At 71.5% G+C, this 19,472-nt stretch carries 16 protein-coding genes; 15 read left to right on the forward strand and 1 reads right to left on the reverse strand.

Going from position 1 to position 19,472, the window contains the following annotated elements; genetic code table 11:
• The first annotated feature begins 167 nt into the window (after nt 1–167).
• From ACIBX3_RS23650 to ACIBX3_RS23720, 15 genes are all read left to right on the forward strand, one after another.
• Entirely contained in the window at nt 168–1,016 is an 849-nt protein-coding gene (locus ACIBX3_RS23650) for a S8 family serine peptidase (RefSeq protein ID WP_397120340.1), read from the forward strand.
• 11 nt (nt 1,017–1,027) lie between these two features.
• Nucleotides 1,028–1,693, forward strand: coding sequence for a GAF domain-containing protein (locus ACIBX3_RS23655; protein WP_397120342.1), 666 nt, complete (start codon nt 1,028–1,030; stop codon nt 1,691–1,693).
• Nucleotides 1,680–2,783, forward strand: coding sequence for a radical SAM protein (locus tag ACIBX3_RS23660; RefSeq protein WP_397120344.1), 1,104 nt, complete (start codon nt 1,680–1,682; stop codon nt 2,781–2,783). The genes ACIBX3_RS23655 and ACIBX3_RS23660 overlap by 14 nt, the downstream gene beginning before the upstream one ends.
• Nucleotides 2,771–3,775, forward strand: a complete 1,005-nt coding sequence (locus ACIBX3_RS23665; protein WP_397120346.1) for a hypothetical protein — start codon at nt 2,771–2,773, stop codon at nt 3,773–3,775. The genes ACIBX3_RS23660 and ACIBX3_RS23665 overlap by 13 nt, the downstream gene beginning before the upstream one ends.
• Nucleotides 3,772–4,500: an iron-containing redox enzyme family protein gene (locus ACIBX3_RS23670; RefSeq protein ID WP_397120348.1), complete on the forward strand. Its 729-nt coding sequence runs from the start codon at nt 3,772–3,774 to the stop codon at nt 4,498–4,500. Before ACIBX3_RS23665 ends, ACIBX3_RS23670 begins: the two co-directional genes overlap by 4 nt.
• Entirely contained in the window at nt 4,458–4,643 is a 186-nt protein-coding gene (locus ACIBX3_RS23675; protein WP_397120350.1) for an aroma-sacti cluster domain-containing protein, read from the forward strand. The genes ACIBX3_RS23670 and ACIBX3_RS23675 overlap by 43 nt, the downstream gene beginning before the upstream one ends.
• Before the next feature lie 4 nt (nt 4,644–4,647).
• Entirely contained in the window at nt 4,648–7,644 is a 2,997-nt protein-coding gene (locus ACIBX3_RS23680; protein WP_397120352.1) for an AAA family ATPase, read from the forward strand.
• Between the two features lie 55 nt (nt 7,645–7,699).
• Nucleotides 7,700–8,602 (forward strand): thiopeptide-type bacteriocin biosynthesis protein, encoded by a 903-nt coding sequence (locus ACIBX3_RS23685; RefSeq protein ID WP_397120354.1) that lies wholly within the window; start codon nt 7,700–7,702, stop codon nt 8,600–8,602.
• Entirely contained in the window at nt 8,599–11,025 is a 2,427-nt protein-coding gene (locus tag ACIBX3_RS23690; RefSeq protein WP_397120356.1) for a lantibiotic dehydratase, read from the forward strand. The genes ACIBX3_RS23685 and ACIBX3_RS23690 overlap by 4 nt, the downstream gene beginning before the upstream one ends.
• A gap of 63 nt (nt 11,026–11,088) precedes the next feature.
• Nucleotides 11,089–11,253, forward strand: a complete 165-nt coding sequence (locus ACIBX3_RS23695) for a hypothetical protein (RefSeq protein WP_397120358.1) — start codon at nt 11,089–11,091, stop codon at nt 11,251–11,253.
• Between the two features lie 4 nt (nt 11,254–11,257).
• Nucleotides 11,258–11,407 (forward strand): hypothetical protein, encoded by a 150-nt coding sequence (locus tag ACIBX3_RS23700; RefSeq protein WP_397120360.1) that lies wholly within the window; start codon nt 11,258–11,260, stop codon nt 11,405–11,407.
• Between the two features lie 360 nt (nt 11,408–11,767).
• Nucleotides 11,768–11,941, forward strand: coding sequence for a hypothetical protein (locus ACIBX3_RS23705; protein WP_397120362.1), 174 nt, complete (start codon nt 11,768–11,770; stop codon nt 11,939–11,941).
• Nucleotides 11,942–12,058: 117 nt separating this feature from the next.
• Nucleotides 12,059–13,240 carry a lanthionine synthetase LanC family protein gene (locus ACIBX3_RS23710; RefSeq protein ID WP_397120364.1) on the forward strand — a complete coding sequence of 394 codons (1,182 nt, stop codon included), beginning with the start codon at nt 12,059–12,061 and terminating at the stop codon, nt 13,238–13,240.
• Nucleotides 13,237–15,045: an ABC transporter ATP-binding protein gene (locus ACIBX3_RS23715; protein WP_397120366.1), complete on the forward strand. Its 1,809-nt coding sequence runs from the start codon at nt 13,237–13,239 to the stop codon at nt 15,043–15,045. Before ACIBX3_RS23710 ends, ACIBX3_RS23715 begins: the two co-directional genes overlap by 4 nt.
• Nucleotides 15,038–16,897, forward strand: a complete 1,860-nt coding sequence (locus ACIBX3_RS23720; protein WP_397120368.1) for an ABC transporter ATP-binding protein — start codon at nt 15,038–15,040, stop codon at nt 16,895–16,897. Before ACIBX3_RS23715 ends, ACIBX3_RS23720 begins: the two co-directional genes overlap by 8 nt.
• Nucleotides 16,898–16,910: 13 nt before the next feature.
• Here ACIBX3_RS23720 and ACIBX3_RS23725 read toward each other — a convergent pair whose 3' ends face one another.
• On the reverse strand, nt 16,911–19,415 hold the full coding sequence (locus tag ACIBX3_RS23725; RefSeq protein ID WP_397120370.1) for an AAA family ATPase: 2,505 nt from the start codon (nt 19,413–19,415) through the stop codon (nt 16,911–16,913).
• Between the last annotated feature and the right edge of the window lie 57 nt (nt 19,416–19,472).

Genomic DNA, 19,472 nt, shown 5'->3' on the forward strand with positions numbered 1-19,472 from the left:
CAAGGGCAAGAGTTGAGCTTTATAAGATCATCGATCCCCCACATGATGCGCCATCCTGCGCAGCAGTCAAGCCGGTGATCCGCGGACTCTGATCCGACTATGAAGAAATTATGAACAGCCCTCCGCAAAATTCCAGTATTCAGATCAAAGGCAGGTGAAGGTGGGCAATGGCCAGTTTTCAGGCTGTCGCGGAAAGGCCGTCGCCACGGACGTTCCGGCTGGCTCATGCCTCCCGCGGCGCGGTCGTCGAGTCCGCTCGGCTGCCGCTGCCCTGCGCGGTCACCCGCGAGTGGGCATGGGGGGAGGCCACCGGGGCCGGGGTGCGCGTCTGCCTGATCGACAGCGGCGTGGACGCGGCGCACCCGGGCTTCGGGCGGCCGGTCAGCGCGCTCGCCGTGGCGGCCGGACCGGACGGCGACGACGTCCAGCACCGGATCGTGCCGGACGAGGCAGGCGACCAGGCCGGACACGGGACAGCGTGCGCCGGGATCATCCGCGACCTCGCGCCGGGCTGCGAACTGACCAGCGTCAGGGTGCTCGGCGGCGCGCTGCAGGGGCGCGGTGAGGTGTTGCTGGCCGCGCTGGAATGGGCGATCGAGCAGCGGTTCGCGCTGATCAGCATGAGCCTGTCGACCCGCCGCACCGCGCACAAGGAGGCGCTGCACGATCTCGTGGACCGGGCGTACTTCGCCGGTGTCACGATCGTGGCGTCGGCGCACAACCGGCCGGTACGCAGCTACCCCTGGCACTTCCCGAGCGTGATCTCCGTCGGTTCGCACAGCCTGCCCGATCCTGAGCGCATCGAGTGCAACCCCGAACCCCCGGCCGAGTTCTTCGCCCGCGGCGTCACCGTGGAGGTCCTGCAACCCGGCGGCGGCACGGCCCTGCTGACCGGCAACAGCTTCGCGACGCCGCACATCACCGGATTCTGCGCACGCGTGCTGGAAAGGCACCCGGGCTTCGGCACTGGCCAGCTCAAGCACGTGCTGGCCGCGATCGCCAACAACCGAATTTGAGGAGGTCTCCCATGACCCTGGGCATCTCCGACACGCTGACGTCCTCGCTGGGGCGGCTGCTGCGGCCCAGTGAGCACGACGAGCTGCTGAGGTCCACGGTACGGCTCGCCCGGCTCACGTTCACGGCCGCGGCGGCGTCGGTGTTCCTCTACGACGAGGAACGCGACCGGCTGGTGTTCGAAGCCGCGTCAGGAGAGGGCGAGGACCGCCTGGTGGGCGTGGCCATCCCGACGGGACGCGGCGTGGCCGGATGGGTGTTCCAGACGGGCGAGACGTTGCTGCTCAGCGAGGTCGGCAAAGACCCCAGGTTCGACCGGGAGTTCGCGCAGAGCACCGGGTACGTCCCCGAGGTCCTGATGGCGGCGCCGTTGGAGCTGGACGACCGGGCCATCGGAGTGCTCGAGGTGCTCGATCCGACGATCAGCACATTCGGGGAGATGACGGCGATCGACCTGTTCACCGAGCTCGCGAACCAGTCGGCCATCACGCTCGCGCTCATGGCGGCCGCCCGGTCCCTGACCAGAAGCGCGCACGAGGGCCTCACCCCCTGGCGCCGCCTGGAGATCACACTCAGCCGTACGGGGGCCTCCGACGCCGTCGTCGACGAGCTGATCCAGGCGTTGAGCAAATTCGTCGCGGCCACGTCCGCCCGCGGGGTTCCCCATGCATTTGGCTGAGATGGCCGTGCTGCGCGCCGTTCCGGCGGCCGGCGTCTTCCTCGCGCTGACCCGCCGCTGCCCGTTGTCGTGCGCGCACTGCTCGACCGAGTCGACGATGGACGGCGCCGAGCACGCCGAACGGCCGTTCCGCCGGCTGGTCGCGTCCTTCACCGATGAGGATCATCCGGTGTTCATCGCCATGTCCGGCGGTGAGGCGCTGTTGCGGCCACGGCTCGTACGCGATCTCGCCGAGTCGGCCCGGCGCGCCGGCACCAGGTCGTACCTGCTGTCGGGGCTCTTCTTCGCCCGGGACGGCCACGCCATTCCCCGGGCCGTGCGGGCCGCCGTCTCGGCGGTCGATCATTTCGCGGTCAGCGTCGATCGCCATCACGAGCGTGAGGTGGGCCGGCGCGACGTCTTCCGCGTGCTGCACGAGGTCCGCTCCGGGGGGACGCAGGTGAGCCTGCAGCTGACCGGGGACGGGGACGACGACCCCTATCTCGCCGAGCTGGTGCGCGAGGTGCGGCGCGAGTTCGCCGACGACGTGCCCATGTTCGTGGTGCCCGTCCGGCCGGTGGGCCGTGCTCGGACCCTTCGCCGTTCCGCTCCGGTTGTCCCGGCGCCTGATGAGATGGGGCCGGTCCCGGCGCCTTGCGAGATGGCGGCGTGGCCGCTGGTGACCTACGACGGGACCGTTTTCGCCTGCTGCAACCAGGAACTGGTCGAGGCCACCCGGCCGCCGCACCTGGTGCTCGGCCATGCCGATGACGACTCCTGGCCGGTGCTCCGCGAGCGGCATCTGTCCCGTCCGCTGCTGCGTGCCGTACGGACCATCGGGCCGCGATACACGCAGAGCCGTTTCGGATCGGAGTCCCGGCCGGAGACCGGCTACTGCGGTTCGTGCGTCGCGCTGCAGCGGGACGGTCTGCTGTCCGAACGGGTCGCGGCGTATCTGGACTCCCCCCGCGGGCACGTGCTGGAGCAGGGCGTTCGCGCTCTCGTCGAGCGAGGGGACGCGTACGGCTTCGCCCGCCGCCACGGGATCGGGCGTTACGGCGAGCTGGTGACGCTCGGCTGGCGGGAGCGAGGGTTGTCATGCGCCGGCTGACGCTCGCCGACATCGAGCGGCTGCGCCGCGTGCCCGGCCGTACCGTGCTGTTCTACATCACCGACCGCTGCCCCGTCGGCTGCGCCCACTGCTCGGTCGCCGCCCGCCTCGGCGGTCCCCGCGTGACCGACTACCCGCTCTTCGCCGAGATGGTGGCGGGGATCAGCGCGGAACCGGATGTTCAGGCCGTCGCGATCTCGGGCGGCGAGCCGTTCACCGAACGGCGCGGGCTCGGCATGGCGATGGACGCCTTCACCGGTGCCGGCAAGGACGTCGTGATCTTCTCCAGCGGCCACTGGGCATCGGGGCATCGCTGCCCGCGGTGGATCGCGAACGTGCTGGCGCGGACGTCAACCGTGATCCTCAGCACGGACTCCTTCCACCAGGCCACGGTGGGCCTGGAGCGCTTCGGCCGCGCGCTCGGGCACGTGGCGGAGGCGGGCTGCCACATCGTCGCGCAGGTCCTCGACGAGCCTGGGGGGATCGCCCGCGTGCGTGCCGTCCTCCGTTCCGCGTTGGGGCAGAACTGGGCCGATCGTGCGGACGTCAAGCCGATCACCCCGCTGCGGGCCGGCCGGGGCCGGGAGGTCTTCCCCTCCCGGGGGACGCACGCCGTGGCCGAGCTGGGGCCATGCCCCCTGACGGCCTCGCCCACCGTCCGCTACGACGGGGCGGTCACCGGATGTTGCAACGAGACCGTCATCGCCGGCGGCGGCCCCGCGGAGTTGCGCATGAGGGCCGGGAACGCGGCCGAGGTCCGCGCCGCGCTGGCCAGGTTCAGCACGGACCCGCTGCTGCGCGCGATGGGCTCGGTCCCGCCGCGGGGCTGGACGGCGCTGCCGCCGTTCGCCGCCCTCGCCGGCGGCCGGTACGAAAGCCTGTGCGACCTGTGCCGGCGGGCCCACGACACGCTGCACGAAGACGACGACCGCGGACGCCGGCTGCTCACCGCCCTGACCGGCCACCTGGACAGCAGGGAGGCGGGAACGTGACCGCCGCGCCGTCGCCCAGTCTCCGGCTCCGGGCCAAGCTCGACCTCGTCATGCCGGGCCTGCTGGGCAAGACGCGGTCGATGTGGCGGCACCCCGCGCCACGAGAGATCTACCTCGAATGGATCAAGATCCTGCACGGCATGGTACGGGCGACCGTTCCGCTCATCCTGACGGCCCTCCAGGTCTCGCTGCGGCGCGACGACGAGACCGCCCGCGGACTGATCGAGTACCTGGCCCACCACCTGCGGGAGGAGTACGGCCACGACCGCATCCTCGCCGACGACTACACCTGGGCGCACGGGGACCGCGACGCGCTGCTGACCGACCCGCCGGCACCGACCGTCGCCGGCGTCGTCGGCGCCCAGTACTACTGGATCCAGCACGTCCATCCGGCGGCGCTGCTCGGGCACATCGCCGTCCTGGAGGGCTACCCGCCCTCGGCCGACCTGGCGCCCTTCCTCGCCCGGAGGACCGGTCTGGCGCCGGAGGCGTTCCGTACCCTGGCCGGCCACGCTCACCTGGACGTCGCACACCGCGAGGAGCTGTGGCGCCTGATGGACGATCTTCCTCTGACTCCGGCCGGCGAGGCGCTCATCGGGCTGAGCGCATTCAACACGGTGCACGGCTTGACGCGGCTCATCGACGAGGTCCTGGCGCGCGCCACCGGAAGAAAGGAGTGGCAATGGCGAGTCTTGAGCAGCTCGAAGCCGCCGGTTTCGACGTGACGAACGCGACCGACGAACAGCGGGCGGTCCTGGAGGCGCTCACCGACGAGGAGCTTCAGGTGCTCGTCTCCGTACGGGATCGCCTGGAGGAGGCGGCGGACGTCGAGGGGCACGCCTACCCCAGCGGCGGCTGGTGCTGGTGACAGCATGGAATGCTGCGTTCGCTGCGGCGGCGAGAACCCGTCCGCCGCCCGGTTCTGCATGACCTGTGGCTTCGCTCTGGCCGCGGACGGCCGGCCCGCGCCCCCGTCCCGGACGACCCTGCGGTTCGTGACCGTGTTGTTCGGCGACATCGCGGGCTCGACGGAGCTGGCGGGCCGGCTGAGTCCGGAGGTCTGGGGCAATGTGCTGGCCGCCTACTTCGCCGCGGTCAGCTCGGCTGCCGCCGAACACGGCGGCCGGGTGGAGAAGTTCATCGGTGACGCGGTGGTCGCCGTGTTCGGCGCGGAGGCCGCGCACGAGGACGACGCGTTGCGCGCGGTGGACTGCGCCCGTACCTCCCTGGAGCGGATCGCTCGGCAGGCCGCCGAGCTGGGGCGGACCCGCGGGGTGGACTTCTCCGTGCGCTTCGGCATCGCCTCGGGGCAGGCCGCGCTCTCCGGCAGGGACTCCTCCTTCGCCATCGGGGAGGTGATGAACCGCGCCGCCCGCCTGCAGGCGGCGGCGCCGTCCGGTGGCGTCCTCATCGACGTGCGGACCTGGCTGCTCGTCCGGGGAGGCGTCCGCACCGTACCGGTCGAGCCGGTCGTGGCCAAGGGGTTCAGCCGGCCCCTTCGCGCGTGGCGGGTCTGCGATGCCTCGGAAGGGGCGGCCGAGGCCGACCCGGCCTGGCTTCCCCTGGTGGATCGGCAGCCCCTGCTGGACGCGGCGGCGGATTTCCTGCGTTCCGGGCTGGAGGCGCCGGGCGTTCCCGTGCTCGTGCTGGCCGGGGAGGCGGGGGCCGGCAAGTCCCGGTTCGTGGCGGAGCTGACCCGGCGGGTGTCGGACCACGCCCAGAGTCTGATTCTGCGGTGCCGCCACGACGGGCAGCGGCTGGGCTATTGGCCGCTGTACCACATGGCGGAGGAGCTGGCCGCCCACTGCGGCCCGTCCCGCCGGATGCCCCCTGTGCCGGCCGGTCGAGGGCCGCAGAGCAAGGAAGAGATCTTCTGGACGTTGCGGACGCTGCTCAAGGACGTGACGGCACGGCGGCCGCTCGTCCTCGTCCTGGACGACTGCCAGTGGCTTCCACCGACCGTCCAGGAGTTCGTGGAGACTCTCGGCGACGTGGACGTACCGGCGGCGATCGTGCTCTGCGGCCGGGTGGAGACCCTGGCGCTGACCCGGCGCGCGGTCACCGTGCTGCGGGTCCCGCCCCTCGACCTCGCCGACACCCGGGATCTGGCCGCCGGCGTGATCGGCAGGCTCGGCCTCACCGCCGGCGACAAGCTGGAGGACCTCGCCCGGCGCAGCGCCGGAAATCCGCTGTACCTCGAGCAGCTCAGCCACCTGCTGCTGGACACGGAAAGCGGGACGGATCTGCTGCCTCCCACCGCGGAGGCCGCGGTGGGCGCCCGCCTCGATCGCCTCGGCGACGACGCGCAGCGGCTGCTCGCCGCCGCCAACGCGCTCGGCGGCCGGTGCGCCCCCCACGATCTGGAGATGATCGCCGAGGCCCTGGACCCGCCGCTGGACCAGCCCTTCGACGAGGTGCTCGGCCAGTTGCTGGAGCACCGGCTGCTGGTCTTGCGGATCGGGGCGGTGGAGGAGCTCGAGGTCGACTCTCCCGTGGTCGCCGACGTCGCGTACGGTCGGCTGCCGCTGGCTGACCAGGCAGCGGTCCACGCCCGGATCGCCGACCTGGTCGAGAGCCGGCTCGACCGCCGCCCTTCGCTGGTCGAGCTGGCCGCGCTGCACGCCGAGCGCGCCCATGCGGCCTGGTCGGAGCTGCGCCCGGAAGGACGGGAGGAACGCGACGCCGCGGTCCGCATGGCACGCGCGCTGTGCGCCGTCGCCGAGTTCGCCGTCTCCCGGGGAGATCTGCCGCTGGCGCTGAACCAGACGACCAGGGCCGGCGGGCTCAAGCTGAATCTGCCCGGGCTGGAGCTGGAGATCGCGGCGATCGAGACGTACGTCACCGCGGCATCCGGCCGATCCGGCGAGACCCTTGCGCGGATCGAGCAGGCCAGGCACCGCTGGGAAACGGCCGCGAACGTGGCCGCGGCGGCGCATCTCGCGCTGAACGAGGCGGTCGCCAGGTCCATGGTGACCGGCGAACGGCCCGAGCCGCTGCTCCAGCGGGCGCGCGAGCTGGCCGGCCAGGCCGGCGACCCGGCCGCGTACGCCAGGGTCCTGCTGCTGGAGGGCCTGCGGCACATGGAGTCCGGTGACTACGTGACGGCCGAAGCCGTGCTGCGTGACGCGCTCAAGCACGGACGCCGGGCCCGCTGGTGCTTCGGCGCCACCGAGATCTACGGCAACCTGGGGCTCTGCCTGGCCTATGGGGACACCCCGGCGCCGGAGGCGCTGGCGATCTGCGTCGAGCTGCGGGCGGACCTGAACGACGCCCACACGATTCGCGCCGCGCTCGGCTGCCCGGCCGCCCTGCTCATGGACATGACGAGCAACGCGGCCGGATCCGCGAGCCTCCTGGAAGAAGCCGCCTCGATCCTGTCCGGGGTGGGGCACCAGCCGGCCGTCGCCGGGCTGGACATGTTCCGGGCGACGCTCAGAGAACGGCACGGCGACACCGACGGCACCGCGCGGGCGCTGGAGGAGGCGATCAGGCGCTTCGACGTGATCGGGTTCACCCCTCTGGCGAAGGCGGCCCGGCTCTGGCGATCGACGCTCGGCGACGGCACCGCCGGCCACCCGGCGGCCTCCGGCGGGTGGGACGTCGAGGTGCTGGCCGAGCAGGCCGCCGCGGCCGCCGAGCTGCACGCCGGCCGTCCGCGGAAGGCGACCGGCCACCTGCTCCGCGCCGAGGCCCGGCTGGATCGGGTACGCGGAGCGGGCGCCAGGATCCCGCCGCTGCTGGTCTCGCTCAGGCTCGCGGCCCGCTGCGGGGACGCCGGGCTCGTCGAGCGGATCGCCCGGCAGGCGCGGGAGGCCGCCCAGGTCAAGTGCGATGCCCGGGTCGCGCAGACGCTCGATGAGCTCCTATGAGCGAACTATGAACCGGTTCTGAAGACCGTCCCCGACGATCGTGGAGAAGCACACGGTGGAGGTTGGGACCATGTGGGCGATCAAGATTACCGAATCAGAAGTGCTGCAGCCCGTCACCCTGGCGGGCCCGGCCGAGCGATGGCTGCAGTTCGGTCTCCAGGCGCCTCCCGAGCGGCGCGGCGACCTCTACCGGGAACTGGACACGGTCGCCCGGCATGCCCTCGGCGATGGGCTGGCACACGAGTTCTTCTTCATGCACAAGCCCCCTGGCCTGCGTATTCGGTTCCTGACGGACGAGGGTGGCGCGGCCAGGCTCAATCTGCTGCTGCGCGAGCACCTGCACGGCTGGCATCAGGAGGGGTTGATCGGCGAATGGCGTCCCGGCGTGTACGAGCCGGAGACGTACCTGTTCGGCGGCCCGGCGTCGATGCGCAGCGTGCACCGCGTCTTCACCGCCGATTCCCTGGCCTGGCTGGGCTTCCACCACCGCCACCTGGCGGCAGGGGGCGGCGAAGGACGCCGGCCCGGCCCCGCGTGGGCGTTGTCGCTGCTGATGCTGCGGTCGCTGTTCGAGGCGATGCAGATCGTGGGCTGGGAGGACCTCGACGTCTGGGATCGTGTACGCCGCTATCGCCGGCTCGCTCCTGCGGCGGCCGAGGATCCCCGCTTCGCCCGGCTCGCGTCGGCGCTGCGCGCGGCCTGGCCGTCGCGCTCCGCGCTGACCGCCAAGCTGTCGCCGGAGGCGGTCGAGCTGGCGGGGGAACACCGGGAAACCGTGCTCGAGGAAGGCAAGCGCTGGTTCGGCGACTACTTCGAAAGCGGCTCGGCCATGGTCGGCCCACGCGAGGTGGCTTCCTTCGTGGTCATCTTCCACTGGAACCGGGCGGCCCTGCCGGCGCCGCGACAGGCCCTGATCACCCATGCGCTCCTCGTACGTATGGAGGGTGAGGCCCGGTGACCGTCCTGCGCGTGGCGGGCCTGCCCATGGGCATGTGGCTGGCGGCCTCCGACCCTGACCTGTTCGCACTGGTACGCGCCCTTGAGGAGGCCGACGAGGAGTACCGCAAGCACGCCACGGCCTTGGCCGAACGGCTCGGGCTCGTGTTGGTGCCCAGGCCCGAGCTGCCGGTCCGGGAACGCCGCTTCGTGCTGTCCGTACGGCGCCGCCTGCACCAGGGGCTTCCCCTGGACTCCGACCGGCTCCGCGCGATCGTGACCGCCTTCGGCCCGCCGGACGAACTGTTGGGCGACCTGGACCGGGTGGCCCGGCTGTCGGCCGAGTTGCGGCGGCTGGAGCGGTTGGCCGAGACCCGCGTGCAGGCCGAGCACGAGCGGCTGCTGACGACGCCGTGGGACCTGCTCCGGTCCCGGCCTGGCGGCCGGTCCTGCGCGGCGCCCGAGGTGGTCGAGGACATCGAGCGGCGGCTGGCCAAGGGCGAGCCGTGGACCACGAAGCGCATGCGCAGGCGAAGCGACTACCTCTGGCGGATGATCGCACGAGGCGCGACCAAGACGACCCCGCGCGCATGGCTGGGGCACGTGGCGCTCGCCCCGATCGCTCACGCTCCGGACAGGCGCGTCTCGGTCAACGGGCAGGTCGCCGTCGACTGGGTGGAGAACGTCCACACCCGGCAGGTCGATCTCGTCCGTGAGAGCCCGGAGTTCCGTCCCGATCATTGGGTGTCGCTGACGCCGCTGCACCAAATCGACGGCGACCAACTGGTCGTCTGGTGCGTGGACCTGGGCGAACAGTCCAGTCACATGGTGACCCATCGGTTGAGGGTGACCACTGCGCTCCGGACCGTCCTCGACGCGCTCGGGTCCGGCGCGCGCCCGGTACCGGACCTGCAGGCGCGGCTGCCGGACACGGTGCCGGCAGGTTTCCTTCGCAAGCTCGCGCAGCTTGGCGTGCTGCAGGTGTCCGCGCCGCCCCGGCGGCGGCGCGGCGAATGGAGAAAGCCTGACGCCCAGGAAGCATCCCCTGCGGGAACGGGATTCGTCGACGTGTACCGGCGGGCCGAGGGCACGGTCAACGCCGACGTGGACGCCCTGCAGTCCGCGTTCGAGCAATATCGCCGCCTCAGCGTGCTGATCAAGGAGGACCGGCCGCAAAACCGTACCGGTCTCGGCGAACGGATCGGCCCCCGGCCCCGTCCCGTCCTGGAGGTCTTCGCCGAGGAGGCGCAGGCGCTGACGGAGGCCGGCAAGCTCGGCCGGCGCGGCAATCACCGAGGGAGCTGGCCGGAGGCCGTCGGCGAGGACTCCGGATACGCGCGGCTGCTCGAGCTGATCTCCGAATCCCTGGACCGGACCGGGGATCCCCCGCCCGTCGTCGACATCACGCCTGCGATGCTCGACGCTGTGGGCGCCGGAGCGGCGGCTCCGCTCACCTGGCCGACGGACTGCACCGTCCGGCCACTCGCAGGCGACAGCTGGGTGCTCGACAACAGCGCGCCGGCCGCGATGCTGGACGCCCGTTTCGCCGAGACGCTGCGGTGGTTGCACGGAGACAGGGCGGAGGAGGACGCCTATCGCGAGTTCCTCGCCGAGCTCGACCGGATCACCGGCGTACCGACCGTCGAGCTGCTGATCCCGCCGTTGATGGAACAGGCCGCCAACGCGGTCCGGCGGCCGCGGTACACCTCGATGTGGACCGGCGACCCCGACCCGCGCGCCTACGGCTCGGACTGGGAGACCGGGGGCGGCCGCTACCTCCCGCTGAGCGAGCTCACCGTGCACCGTGAGGACGAACGCACGGTCGTGACGCACGCCGGCCGGCCGCTGCGCATCTGCCATCACGCCACGCGCAACGCCTTGGTGCCGTGGAGCGTCCTGTCCTCGATCCTGTTGGCCGACTCCCAGCAGCACGACGCACACTGCCTGCGACTGCGTTGTTCCCTGCGCGCGTTCCCCAAGCGGTCCTTCATGCCCAGGATCACCGTCGGCGGGTCGCTGGTGCTCTCCGCCTCCCAATGGCGGATCGGCGGGGAGCACCTGGGCGACCTGAGCGGCGGTGACCTGACCCAGTTACGCACCCTCACCAGGCTTCGCGACCGCCTCGGCCTGCCCCGATGGGTCTTCGTCTCCGGCCCCCACGGCGACCGGCCGCTCCCGTGCGACCTGGAGAGCCTGCGCGCGGGCCGGGTGTTCCAACACGCCGTGGAACGGCTCGCGGAGCGCGACGGCGACGAGCCGCCGACCCTGACCGTCGCCGAGATGCTGCCGGCGCCCGACCAGCTCAACGTGACCGACAACAGCGTCTCGGGCATCGGCCAGGTGGCGTCCGAGGTCCTCATCCGCCTCCCGCACGCGGTCCCGCCCAAGCACCTGGCCGCCGTCGCGGCCCTGAACACACACCGGCCTGGCGAACGAAGGGGGTGAACCGGAAAGTCAGGCACCGGGCCATACCCAGAAAAAGAAAAATCCCGAAGGAGATGGTTGGAAATGTCGGAGAACATCGTTCCGCAGCCCGATGAGAACGCGCCGGACGAGGTAGAGGAACTCGTCGAGGAGCTGGAGGTCCACTCGGTGGACGCTCCCATCGACGACCCCGCCGATACCAACGGCTGCGCCACCAACACCTGCCACGCCTGCTCAGGAACCTGCTAGAAAAATGCCGTCGGCGAAGAGCTCTCCCGAGTCTGGGGAAAAGCCCCAGGAGGACATCGAGGAGCTGATCGACGAGCTGGAGATCCACTCGGCTGAGTTCCAACCGGGAACCGGGGAGACCGACACCTGCAACGTCTGCTCCACGTTGCCGTAACCACGTCGAGTGAGAACCGGTCCCAACTGCCAATGAGGCGCGCCTCGCGCGGACACGGCCCCGCCAACCCCCGAAGACGCTGTTCAGCGCGCTTGCGGCGAGGCGCGCCTCACTTGAAAGAGCGGTGATTCGAATGGCATTCGACAGGACGCTGCAGCAATGCAGAACAGCACAGGAATCCGGAAACCGACCCGATCCGGTGGCCGATCTGATCGAGGAACTGGAGCTGCACTCGGAGGGAATCGGCCTCGGTGAGAGCGATGCCCCCAGTCACGCCAGTTGCTCATGCAATATCTGCTCGAACCACGGCAACCCGTGCAATGCCTAGCTGCTGCGTAAAACAGGAAAGGAAGTGACCCGATGACTTCGGACAACACGGAGAACACGCCGTCCCAGCCGGAGGAAACCCCCGCGGACGAGGTCGAGTCGCTGGTCGAGGAGTTGGAGTTGCACTCGGCGGGACTGGACCTCATCGACAATCCGGCCGACAGTTCCACGTGCACGTGCCAAACCTGCTCCTGCACTGAGGTGTGACTGAGCACTTTCCCACGCGTAGGCGCAGGAACAGTTCCTGCGCCTACGCGGGTACCGCGTAGAACGTCAACGAAAAGAGCGATCGTGGCATCTACCTCTGCAACCACGCATGTCCCCGTGCGTACGGCAGCCGAGCGGCTGCTGGAGACGTACGCCGTGGCCGCCGATCCCGCACAAAGCTTTCCCGACGTGGACCAGATCGCTCGTGAGGCGCGAAGCGCAGCCGACGCCGGGCCGGCGATCCTCGCCGCGTTGCTCGCCGGACCGGAGCGCCCGCCGGGTGACAGCCCCGCCGGCCGTGCCCTCGCGGCATGGCTGCGCAACCTCCGGGGTCCCGCTCCCCACGCGGGTCTGCACGGGTGTGGTGCGGCGGCCCGGATGTTCGCCCTGCTCATCGCCTCGGCGACGTGGCCGCCGCTGGCCCGGCCCCTGGCCGAGCAGCGGGCCATGCTCACCGACCACGTGGCCGGCCGGCCGTGGCGGGTCGAGCAGGTCGGCTGGTCCGACTACGACCTGATCACCGGCCCGGCGGGGATCCTGGTGGCCTTCGCGAGCGATCCCGACGCCGACGCCGCGGCACGCCTCCCCTTGGTGGCGCACCTGGCGCAGTTGTGCGAGGGCGCGGAGCTGCCGCGACTGCGTGTGGGCCAGTACCGGGACGAGAACCTTCGCGGCTGGAACTACGGCAGGATCAACCTCGGCCTGGCCCATGGGCTGCCGGGGGTCCTGGCCGCGCTGACCGCCGTCGCCGACGTGGACGGGCTGGGCGAGGAGCTGCGGGATCTGGTGAGGCGGCTGGCGGACCGGCTGGTCGCGGAGTCGTACACCGACCGCCGGGGGCTGATCACCTGGCCGTTCGGCACGCGGCGGCTGGACGGTCATCGGGCCTCTCGCGGCAACGGCCGCCGCCAGGCCTGGTGCTACGGAGGGCCGGGCAACGCGTGGACGCTCTGGGAGGCCGCCCGGGTGCTGGAGGACGGCGAGCTGGGCGCCTTCGCGATGGAGTCGGCCCGCTCGTTCATGGCCGCGTACGACGACGACTTCTACCTGGACAGCCTGGGCATCTGCCACGGCGCCGCCGGACTGATGCTGGTGTACGACGCCTTCGCCCGGCACACGCCGCTCACGGAGGGCGCCAAGCTCGCCGACCACCTGGCGGCCCACCTGCGGGAGCGACTGGACGACGTCGCCGAGCTCGGCGACATGTGGCTCCAGGGCGGATCGACGGGCGTCCTGGCCGCGCTGCTGACCGTCGAAGGGGGTGACCGGCGATGGCTGGCGGCTCTGGCGCTGAGATGAGAACAACCACCGAGGGCCGGACCAAAAAGGCGGACGGCGTGCTCGCGGTGATCCGGCTCCTGCCGCGCGTCTCACCCGGCCTGACGTTCGCCCTCGCCGTCATAGTGGTCACGCAGACCCTGCTGGTCAGCGGCTTCATGCTGGCCACCGCCGCCGTCGTGGGCGACGTCACACGCCAGGACAGCGGCTCCGGCCTGCTTCACCTGGGCCTCCTCATCGCCATCTTCGTGCTGCGGCTGTGCCTTCAGCCCGTGGCGTCGTCGGTCGCCTGGTTGTTGTCGCGACGCGTGGACACCGTGCTCACCCAGACCACGCTTGAAGGGGCGCTGCGCCCGGTCGGCATCGAACACCTCACCGATTCCGCGATCGCCGACCGTATCCAGATGGCGCAGGGGATCGGGGTGGCCGGATACCCGCCGGGCCAGGCCGTGACGGCGCTGGCCCGGCTCGTGTCCAGCCGCCTGACGGGGATCGCGGCGGTGATCCTGCTCGCGACCGTCGAATGGTGGCTGCCGTTCCCGATCGCGGCGGTCTGGATCGCCATCTCCAGGTGGCGGCTGCGTGACGTCAAGAAGGCGGTGGACGCCGAGGAGAGCGCGGCGGGTGCGCTGCGCCACGCCACCTACGCCCGGGAACTGGCAACCGACGGTGTGGGGGCCAAGGAGATCCGGGTCTTCGGCATCCAGGACTGGCTGCTCGACCGGTTCACCCGCTCATGGCTGGAGGGGATGGCCGCGCTGAACGGATCGGGCCGGCCGCTCACGCGGACCGTCGCCCCCGTGATGCTCGGCGCCGTCCACGCCGTCGCGTTCGTCTACCTGGCTTACGGGACGGCGGCTGGGCGGTTCGACGCACAGGCACTCACCGTGGCGCTGCAGGCCATCACCGGCATCGGCTCCCTGGGCTGGATCGGGGACGTACAGTGGCTGCTGACCCACGCCAGCGCCGCGGTGCCGCACGCCCAGGCGATCGGGCGGCTCGCCGTGGGAACCGCGGACGAGCACGGCTCGCCCGTACAGGACACGAGGATGCCCGCGGAGGGGATCCGGTTCGAGGGCGTACGTTTCGGCTATCCGGATCGTCCGGTGATGAACGGCCTGGACCTGGAGATCCCCGCCGGCTCCTCGCTCGCGATCGTCGGGGCCAACGGCGCGGGGAAGAGCACCTTGATCAAGCTGCTGGCCAGACTGTACGACCCCAGCGCCGGCCGGATCACGGTGGACGGCGTGGACCTGCGCGGCATCGACCCCGACGCATGGCGCCGCCAGCTCGCCATCGTCTTCCAGGACTTCGTCCGCTACGAGCTGACGCTGCGCGAGAACGTCGGATTCGGGCGGGTCGACGCCGACCGGTCCAACGGCGCGTTCGACCGGGTCGCCAAGCTCTCGGGCCTGAGCGACGTCCTGCCCAGGCTCTCGGCCGGCTGGGACACGCCGCTCAGCCGGAGGTTCGAGGGCGGCACGGACCTGTCCGGTGGGCAGTGGCAGCGCGTCGCGCTCGCCCGCGCCCTGTTCGCGGTGGAGCACGGCGCCCGGGTGCTCGTTCTGGACGAGCCGACGGCCAACCTCGACGTACGGGCGGAGGCCGAGATCTACCAGCACTTCCTGCAGATCACCCGCGGGCTGACCACGATCCTGGTGTCGCACAGGTTCGCCACCGTCCGCTTGGCGGACCGGATCTGCGTGATCGACGACGGCCGGGTCATCGAGTACGGCTCGCACGAGGAGCTGATGGCCCGCGAGGGCCGCTACGCCCGCCTGTTCACCCTGCAGAGCGCTCCTTTCCGGGAGGCACGCTATGTCTGAGCGCACCCCCGCCCGTGTATGGATCCGCACGATCCCGCTGCTCATCGGCACCGCTTGGAAGGCGGACGCGTTCGGGACGGTCCTCGTCCTGGTGCTCGCGCCGGTGGCGGGGGCCGTCGCCGCGGTGACCGCGATCGGCCTGCAAATGATCGTGAACGCCGCCGCGGCCGCCGACCTCACCGCCATGCTGGGCGCCGCCGCTCTGCTGGCGGGAACCGTCGTCGTCGGCAACTTCACCGGCACGGTCACGGCTGACGTACGCATCCGGCTGCAGCAGCGGGTCGGAATGCTGCTGGACCAGCGGATCATGACCATGTGCGCCGGCCTGCCGCACCTGGACCACCACGAGCATCCGCCGTACCAGGATCAGCTCGAACTGCTGCGCAACCATCGCAACTGGCTGGGCTCCGCCTTCGGCGCCCTGGTCGAGAACGTGCGCGCGCTCGTCGCCTTCGGTTCCACACTCGGGCTGCTCATGAGCCTCCGTCGCGAGTTCCTCCTGCTCCTGCTCCTGGCCCTCCCTCTGGTGGTGGCGTCCCGGCGCAGCGAGAAGATCATCGCTCAGACCCAGGAGACGACGGTTACCCCGAACCGGCTCAGACGCGGAATCTTCGGTCTGGCCGTCGGGCTGGACGCGGCCAAGGAGCTGCGGGTCTACGGCCTGCGGCAGGAGATCGCGGCCCGCCACCACGACCTGCGTGAAGAGATCAACGGGCATGAGCGGCGGATGGAGATCAGCACCGCCACCTGGACCGCGGCAGGTTGGCTCATCTTCGGCGGCGGGGTCGCGGCCGCCTTGTACGTCATCGGGACCGCCGCGCTGCGGGGCCAGGCCACCCCCGGCGACGTCATCCTCACTCTCGCGCTGTGCGGGCAGCTCACCGGCAGCGTCTCCGGCATGATCTCGATGTTCTCCTGGATGCAGCAGGCGGTGCGCGCGGTCGGGTACTACCTGTGGCTGGCCGACCACGCCAAGACGCGGATGAGCAGGGAGCCCGCCCAGACCGCTCCGCCGACCGCCGGCGGCGACGTCGTCCTGGACCAGGTCGCCTTCAGCTACCCGGACGCCGCCCGCCCCGTACTCCAGAACGTCTCCCTCCGCCTTCCCGCCGGAAAGACGGTGGCGATCGTGGGCGAGAACGGCGCGGGGAAGACGACGCTGGTCAAGCTGCTGTGCCGCATGTACGACCCCACCGAGGGCCGGATCACGTACGGCGGAGCCGACCTCGGCTCTTTCGGCGTCGAGGCGTGGCGCAGCAAGGTGACCGCGTGCTTCCAGGACTATTGCCGCCTGGAGTTCCTGCTGCAGGAGGCGGTCGGAGTCGGCGACCTCTCCCGTCTCGACGACGAGCGGGCCGTCAACTCCGCGCTGGAGCAGGCAGGCGGGGCCGATCTGCCCGGCCTGCTTCCCCGCGGGCTTCGGACCCAGCTGGGCGCCACCTTCCCCGACGGCACCGACCTGTCGGGCGGACAGTGGCAGAAGCTGGCCCTGGGCCGGGCGAGCATGCGAGGCGCACCGGTCCTGCGGGTGCTCGACGAGCCGGCCGCCAACCTCGACCCGGCCGCGGAGTTCGAGATCTTCAGCCGCTTCCAGGCCGCCGCCCGTGAGACGGCGGACGGGGCCATCACGGTCTTCGTCTCACACCGGTTCGCGACCGTGAGAACGGCCGACCTGATCGTCGTCCTGGACGAGGGCACGGTGAAGGAGCTGGGCAGTCATGACGAGCTCATGGCGCGGAACGGTCTCTACGCCACGCTCTACAACCTGCACGCCAAGGGATACCAGGAGTCGAAGCCCACGTGGGGGGAGATGCTCGACGACGAGAGCGAGTACGAACCGGCCCGCTCGTGACCGTCGGCCGTCCTCAGGTGTCCAGCAGGGAACGCAGATCGCTCCGCCCGGCGATGCCGAGCTTGGTGTAGGCGCGGGCGAGGTTGTTGTTCACGGTCGGCACCGCGAGCCCGAGCCGGTCGGCGATCTCGGCGCTGGTGTGGTGAGCGGCCAGCAGGAGAACCTCGCGTTCGCGCGGGCTGAGCACGGTGATGAGGCTCTCCGGTTGCAGCAGGGGGGTCCGGACATCGGGGAAGAGCCACCGCAGCTGCGCCGCGCGGGCCAGGGCCAGCTCGGCCCGGGCGGCCAGGCCATGGCGCCGGTATCGATGCGCCGCGACCGTGTACGCCTCGGCGGCGTGCAGGTCGTAGCCGCGCGCCCGGAACTCCTGGGCGGCGGCCTCCAGGTCCCGAGCACGATCCTGTACGACGAAAGCACGGGCGGCCCGGCCGACGAGCCCGGCCAGATCGTGATCGATCTCGTCCAGCCGCCCCAGATCGGGTTTGCGGCCCAGGCGCGCAACGTCGTAGAGCGCCAGGGCTTCGACGGCCGGAAAACCCGCCTGACGCGCCAGCGCGGCGGCGCGCGTCGTGGCGGCGAGCGCCTGCGACAGGTCACCGCGGCTGAAATGCGTCCAGGCTCGCCAGGTCTCGGTCCAGGACGCGAAGATCCGGTTCGAGGCGTGCGCCCGGGAGTCGGCGTCGGCCATGAACAGGTCCCGGTCGGAGTCGTCGCGCAACGACGCGACGGCCGCCCGCGCGGCCTGGCAGCAACGGGTCAGCCGGAAGGTGTCGTTCACGACGCCTTCCGCATAGGCCTCGGCGAGCAGATGGTGCGCCCGATCGACGTGCCCGCGGGCGGCGGCGGCCAGCCCGCCGAAGAGCGCCCATGCGCCCGGCATCGAGGCGGCGCCGCCCTGGATCGCGTGCTGGTATTCGGCCGTGGCGATGTCCTCCGCCGCCTCCGGCCGGCCGCCTGCGAGCTGGGCCAGGCAGGCCCCGGTGTTCACCTGGAACCGGCCCCACGGCACGGTGTCCTCGTGCGCGGCGGCGACCGCGAGCCCTCGGTCCTGAATGGGAGGGGCGTCGTCCACGCGCCCGAGGAATCCGGCGGCGGCCGCGCCCGCGGCGGCGGCCCAGACGACGGCTTTGGGCTCGGCTCCCGGTTCGTCGAACACGCTGTGGGCGGCCCCGAGGGCGTCGGTGCAGCGGCCGTCGAAGAAGGTGAGCCAGGATTTGGAGGCCCGCGCGAGGGCGTGATCGCTCCACTCGTCCAATATCGACACGGCGGTCCCGATGTCGCCGGCGCCCCAGTACAGGGTCTCGGCCCTGGTGACCGCCCAGGCCAGCCGGTCGGCGGGCTGAGGCGGGGGCGCGGCAGGCAGGATGCGCGCGGCTTCCTCGGTGCGGCCCTGGTAGGCGAGGATCTCGGCCAGCAGCCGATCGGTCTCGTCGCTGGGCCGGGCCGCGCGGGCCGCGCGGGCCAACCGCTCGGCCAGCTGCAGGTCGGCGTGCCCGATGGCGAGCGACGCACCGGAGGGTAGCAGCTCAGGCCGGTGCACGACCCCGCCCTCGACCTGCCAGACGGCGGCGAGGAGCCGGTCGTGGCGGCGGCGCAGCGGGGTCGCCACAAGGGCTTCGGCGAGCTCACGGTGGACGAGCATGGCCCGTAAGATCGTCAGGCGGGCACGCAGCACTTCGCCGTACAACGGATGATCGAGGCGGGCGTGCCGGCGTTCCGCTGACCGCTCCACCACGATCAGGCCGCTGTCCTCCGCCCGGGTGACGGCCGAAAGCCCGGTCACCCGCTCCAGGATGTCCAGAGGCAGCGGCTCGCCGCAGGCGACCAGTTCGACGACGTGGCGGCTGGCCTGGTCCAGCTGGGCCAGCCGGGCGCTGATCAGGTCGGTCAGCCCGGCAGGCTGCCCGCCGTACAGGAGTTCGCGCAGGGCCAGCGGGTTGCCCTGGGCCAGCCGGTGCAGCCGCCGCCGCGTCCGGGGATCGGACCCCGCCGCGTTGACGTGGTTGATCAGCTGGTCGATGGCGTCTTCCGGCAGCCCGGGGACCTCAAGGCGCAGACAGCGGCCGTCGGCGCCCAGCTTGGCCACCGCGTCGGCGACCGGCTCGCCCGCCCGTACGGTCATCACCAGGAAGACGAGCCGGCGCGCGGCCAGCTGCGTGATCAGCGCGGCAGAGGCGTCGTCCAGCAGATGGGCGTCGTCCACGACCGCGACCACCTGGTGGCGGCCACCCCAGCGGCCGACGGCCCGTACGGTTGCCTGGATGAGCTCCACGGACGCCCCCGACGCCGCGCCGTCCGGCACCAGTGCCGCCACCGCCCCGAACGGGATCGCCGCGGCGGCGCGGGTGGCCCCGATCCAGTACGTATGCGCGCAGGCAAGCCCGGCCGCGACCTCCCTCGCCAGGCGGGTCTTGCCGATGCCGGCGGGCCCGCTCACCCACACGACATCCACGTCATCCCCGATGAACGCGGAGTGGATCGCCGAGATTTCCGCCTGTCGCCCCAGGAACGGCCACACGGACAACACCTCCCAAATCGCTGCCTCGTCGTATACGCATCGGCATCCAGGTGGATG

It is taken from the genome of Nonomuraea sp. NPDC049480 (assembly GCF_044465905.1).
In the GTDB taxonomy this organism is placed as follows: Bacteria; Actinomycetota; Actinomycetes; order Streptosporangiales; family Streptosporangiaceae; genus Nonomuraea.

Coding starts and splice junctions, on each gene's coding strand:
- ACIBX3_RS23695 (WP_397120358.1), top strand. CDS start 11,089: ATGTCGGAGAACATCGTTCCGCAGCCCGATGAGAACGCGCCGGACGAG.
- ACIBX3_RS23680 (WP_397120352.1), top strand. CDS start 4,648: ATGGAATGCTGCGTTCGCTGCGGCGGCGAGAACCCGTCCGCCGCCCGG.
- ACIBX3_RS23700 (WP_397120360.1), top strand. CDS start 11,258: ATGCCGTCGGCGAAGAGCTCTCCCGAGTCTGGGGAAAAGCCCCAGGAG.
- ACIBX3_RS23720 (WP_397120368.1), top strand. CDS start 15,038: ATGTCTGAGCGCACCCCCGCCCGTGTATGGATCCGCACGATCCCGCTG.
- ACIBX3_RS23655 (WP_397120342.1), top strand. CDS start 1,028: ATGACCCTGGGCATCTCCGACACGCTGACGTCCTCGCTGGGGCGGCTG.
- ACIBX3_RS23675 (WP_397120350.1), top strand. CDS start 4,458: ATGGCGAGTCTTGAGCAGCTCGAAGCCGCCGGTTTCGACGTGACGAAC.
- ACIBX3_RS23665 (WP_397120346.1), top strand. CDS start 2,771: ATGCGCCGGCTGACGCTCGCCGACATCGAGCGGCTGCGCCGCGTGCCC.
- ACIBX3_RS23650 (WP_397120340.1), top strand. CDS start 168: ATGGCCAGTTTTCAGGCTGTCGCGGAAAGGCCGTCGCCACGGACGTTC.
- ACIBX3_RS23660 (WP_397120344.1), top strand. CDS start 1,680: ATGCATTTGGCTGAGATGGCCGTGCTGCGCGCCGTTCCGGCGGCCGGC.
- ACIBX3_RS23715 (WP_397120366.1), top strand. CDS start 13,237: ATGAGAACAACCACCGAGGGCCGGACCAAAAAGGCGGACGGCGTGCTC.
- ACIBX3_RS23705 (WP_397120362.1), top strand. CDS start 11,768: ATGACTTCGGACAACACGGAGAACACGCCGTCCCAGCCGGAGGAAACC.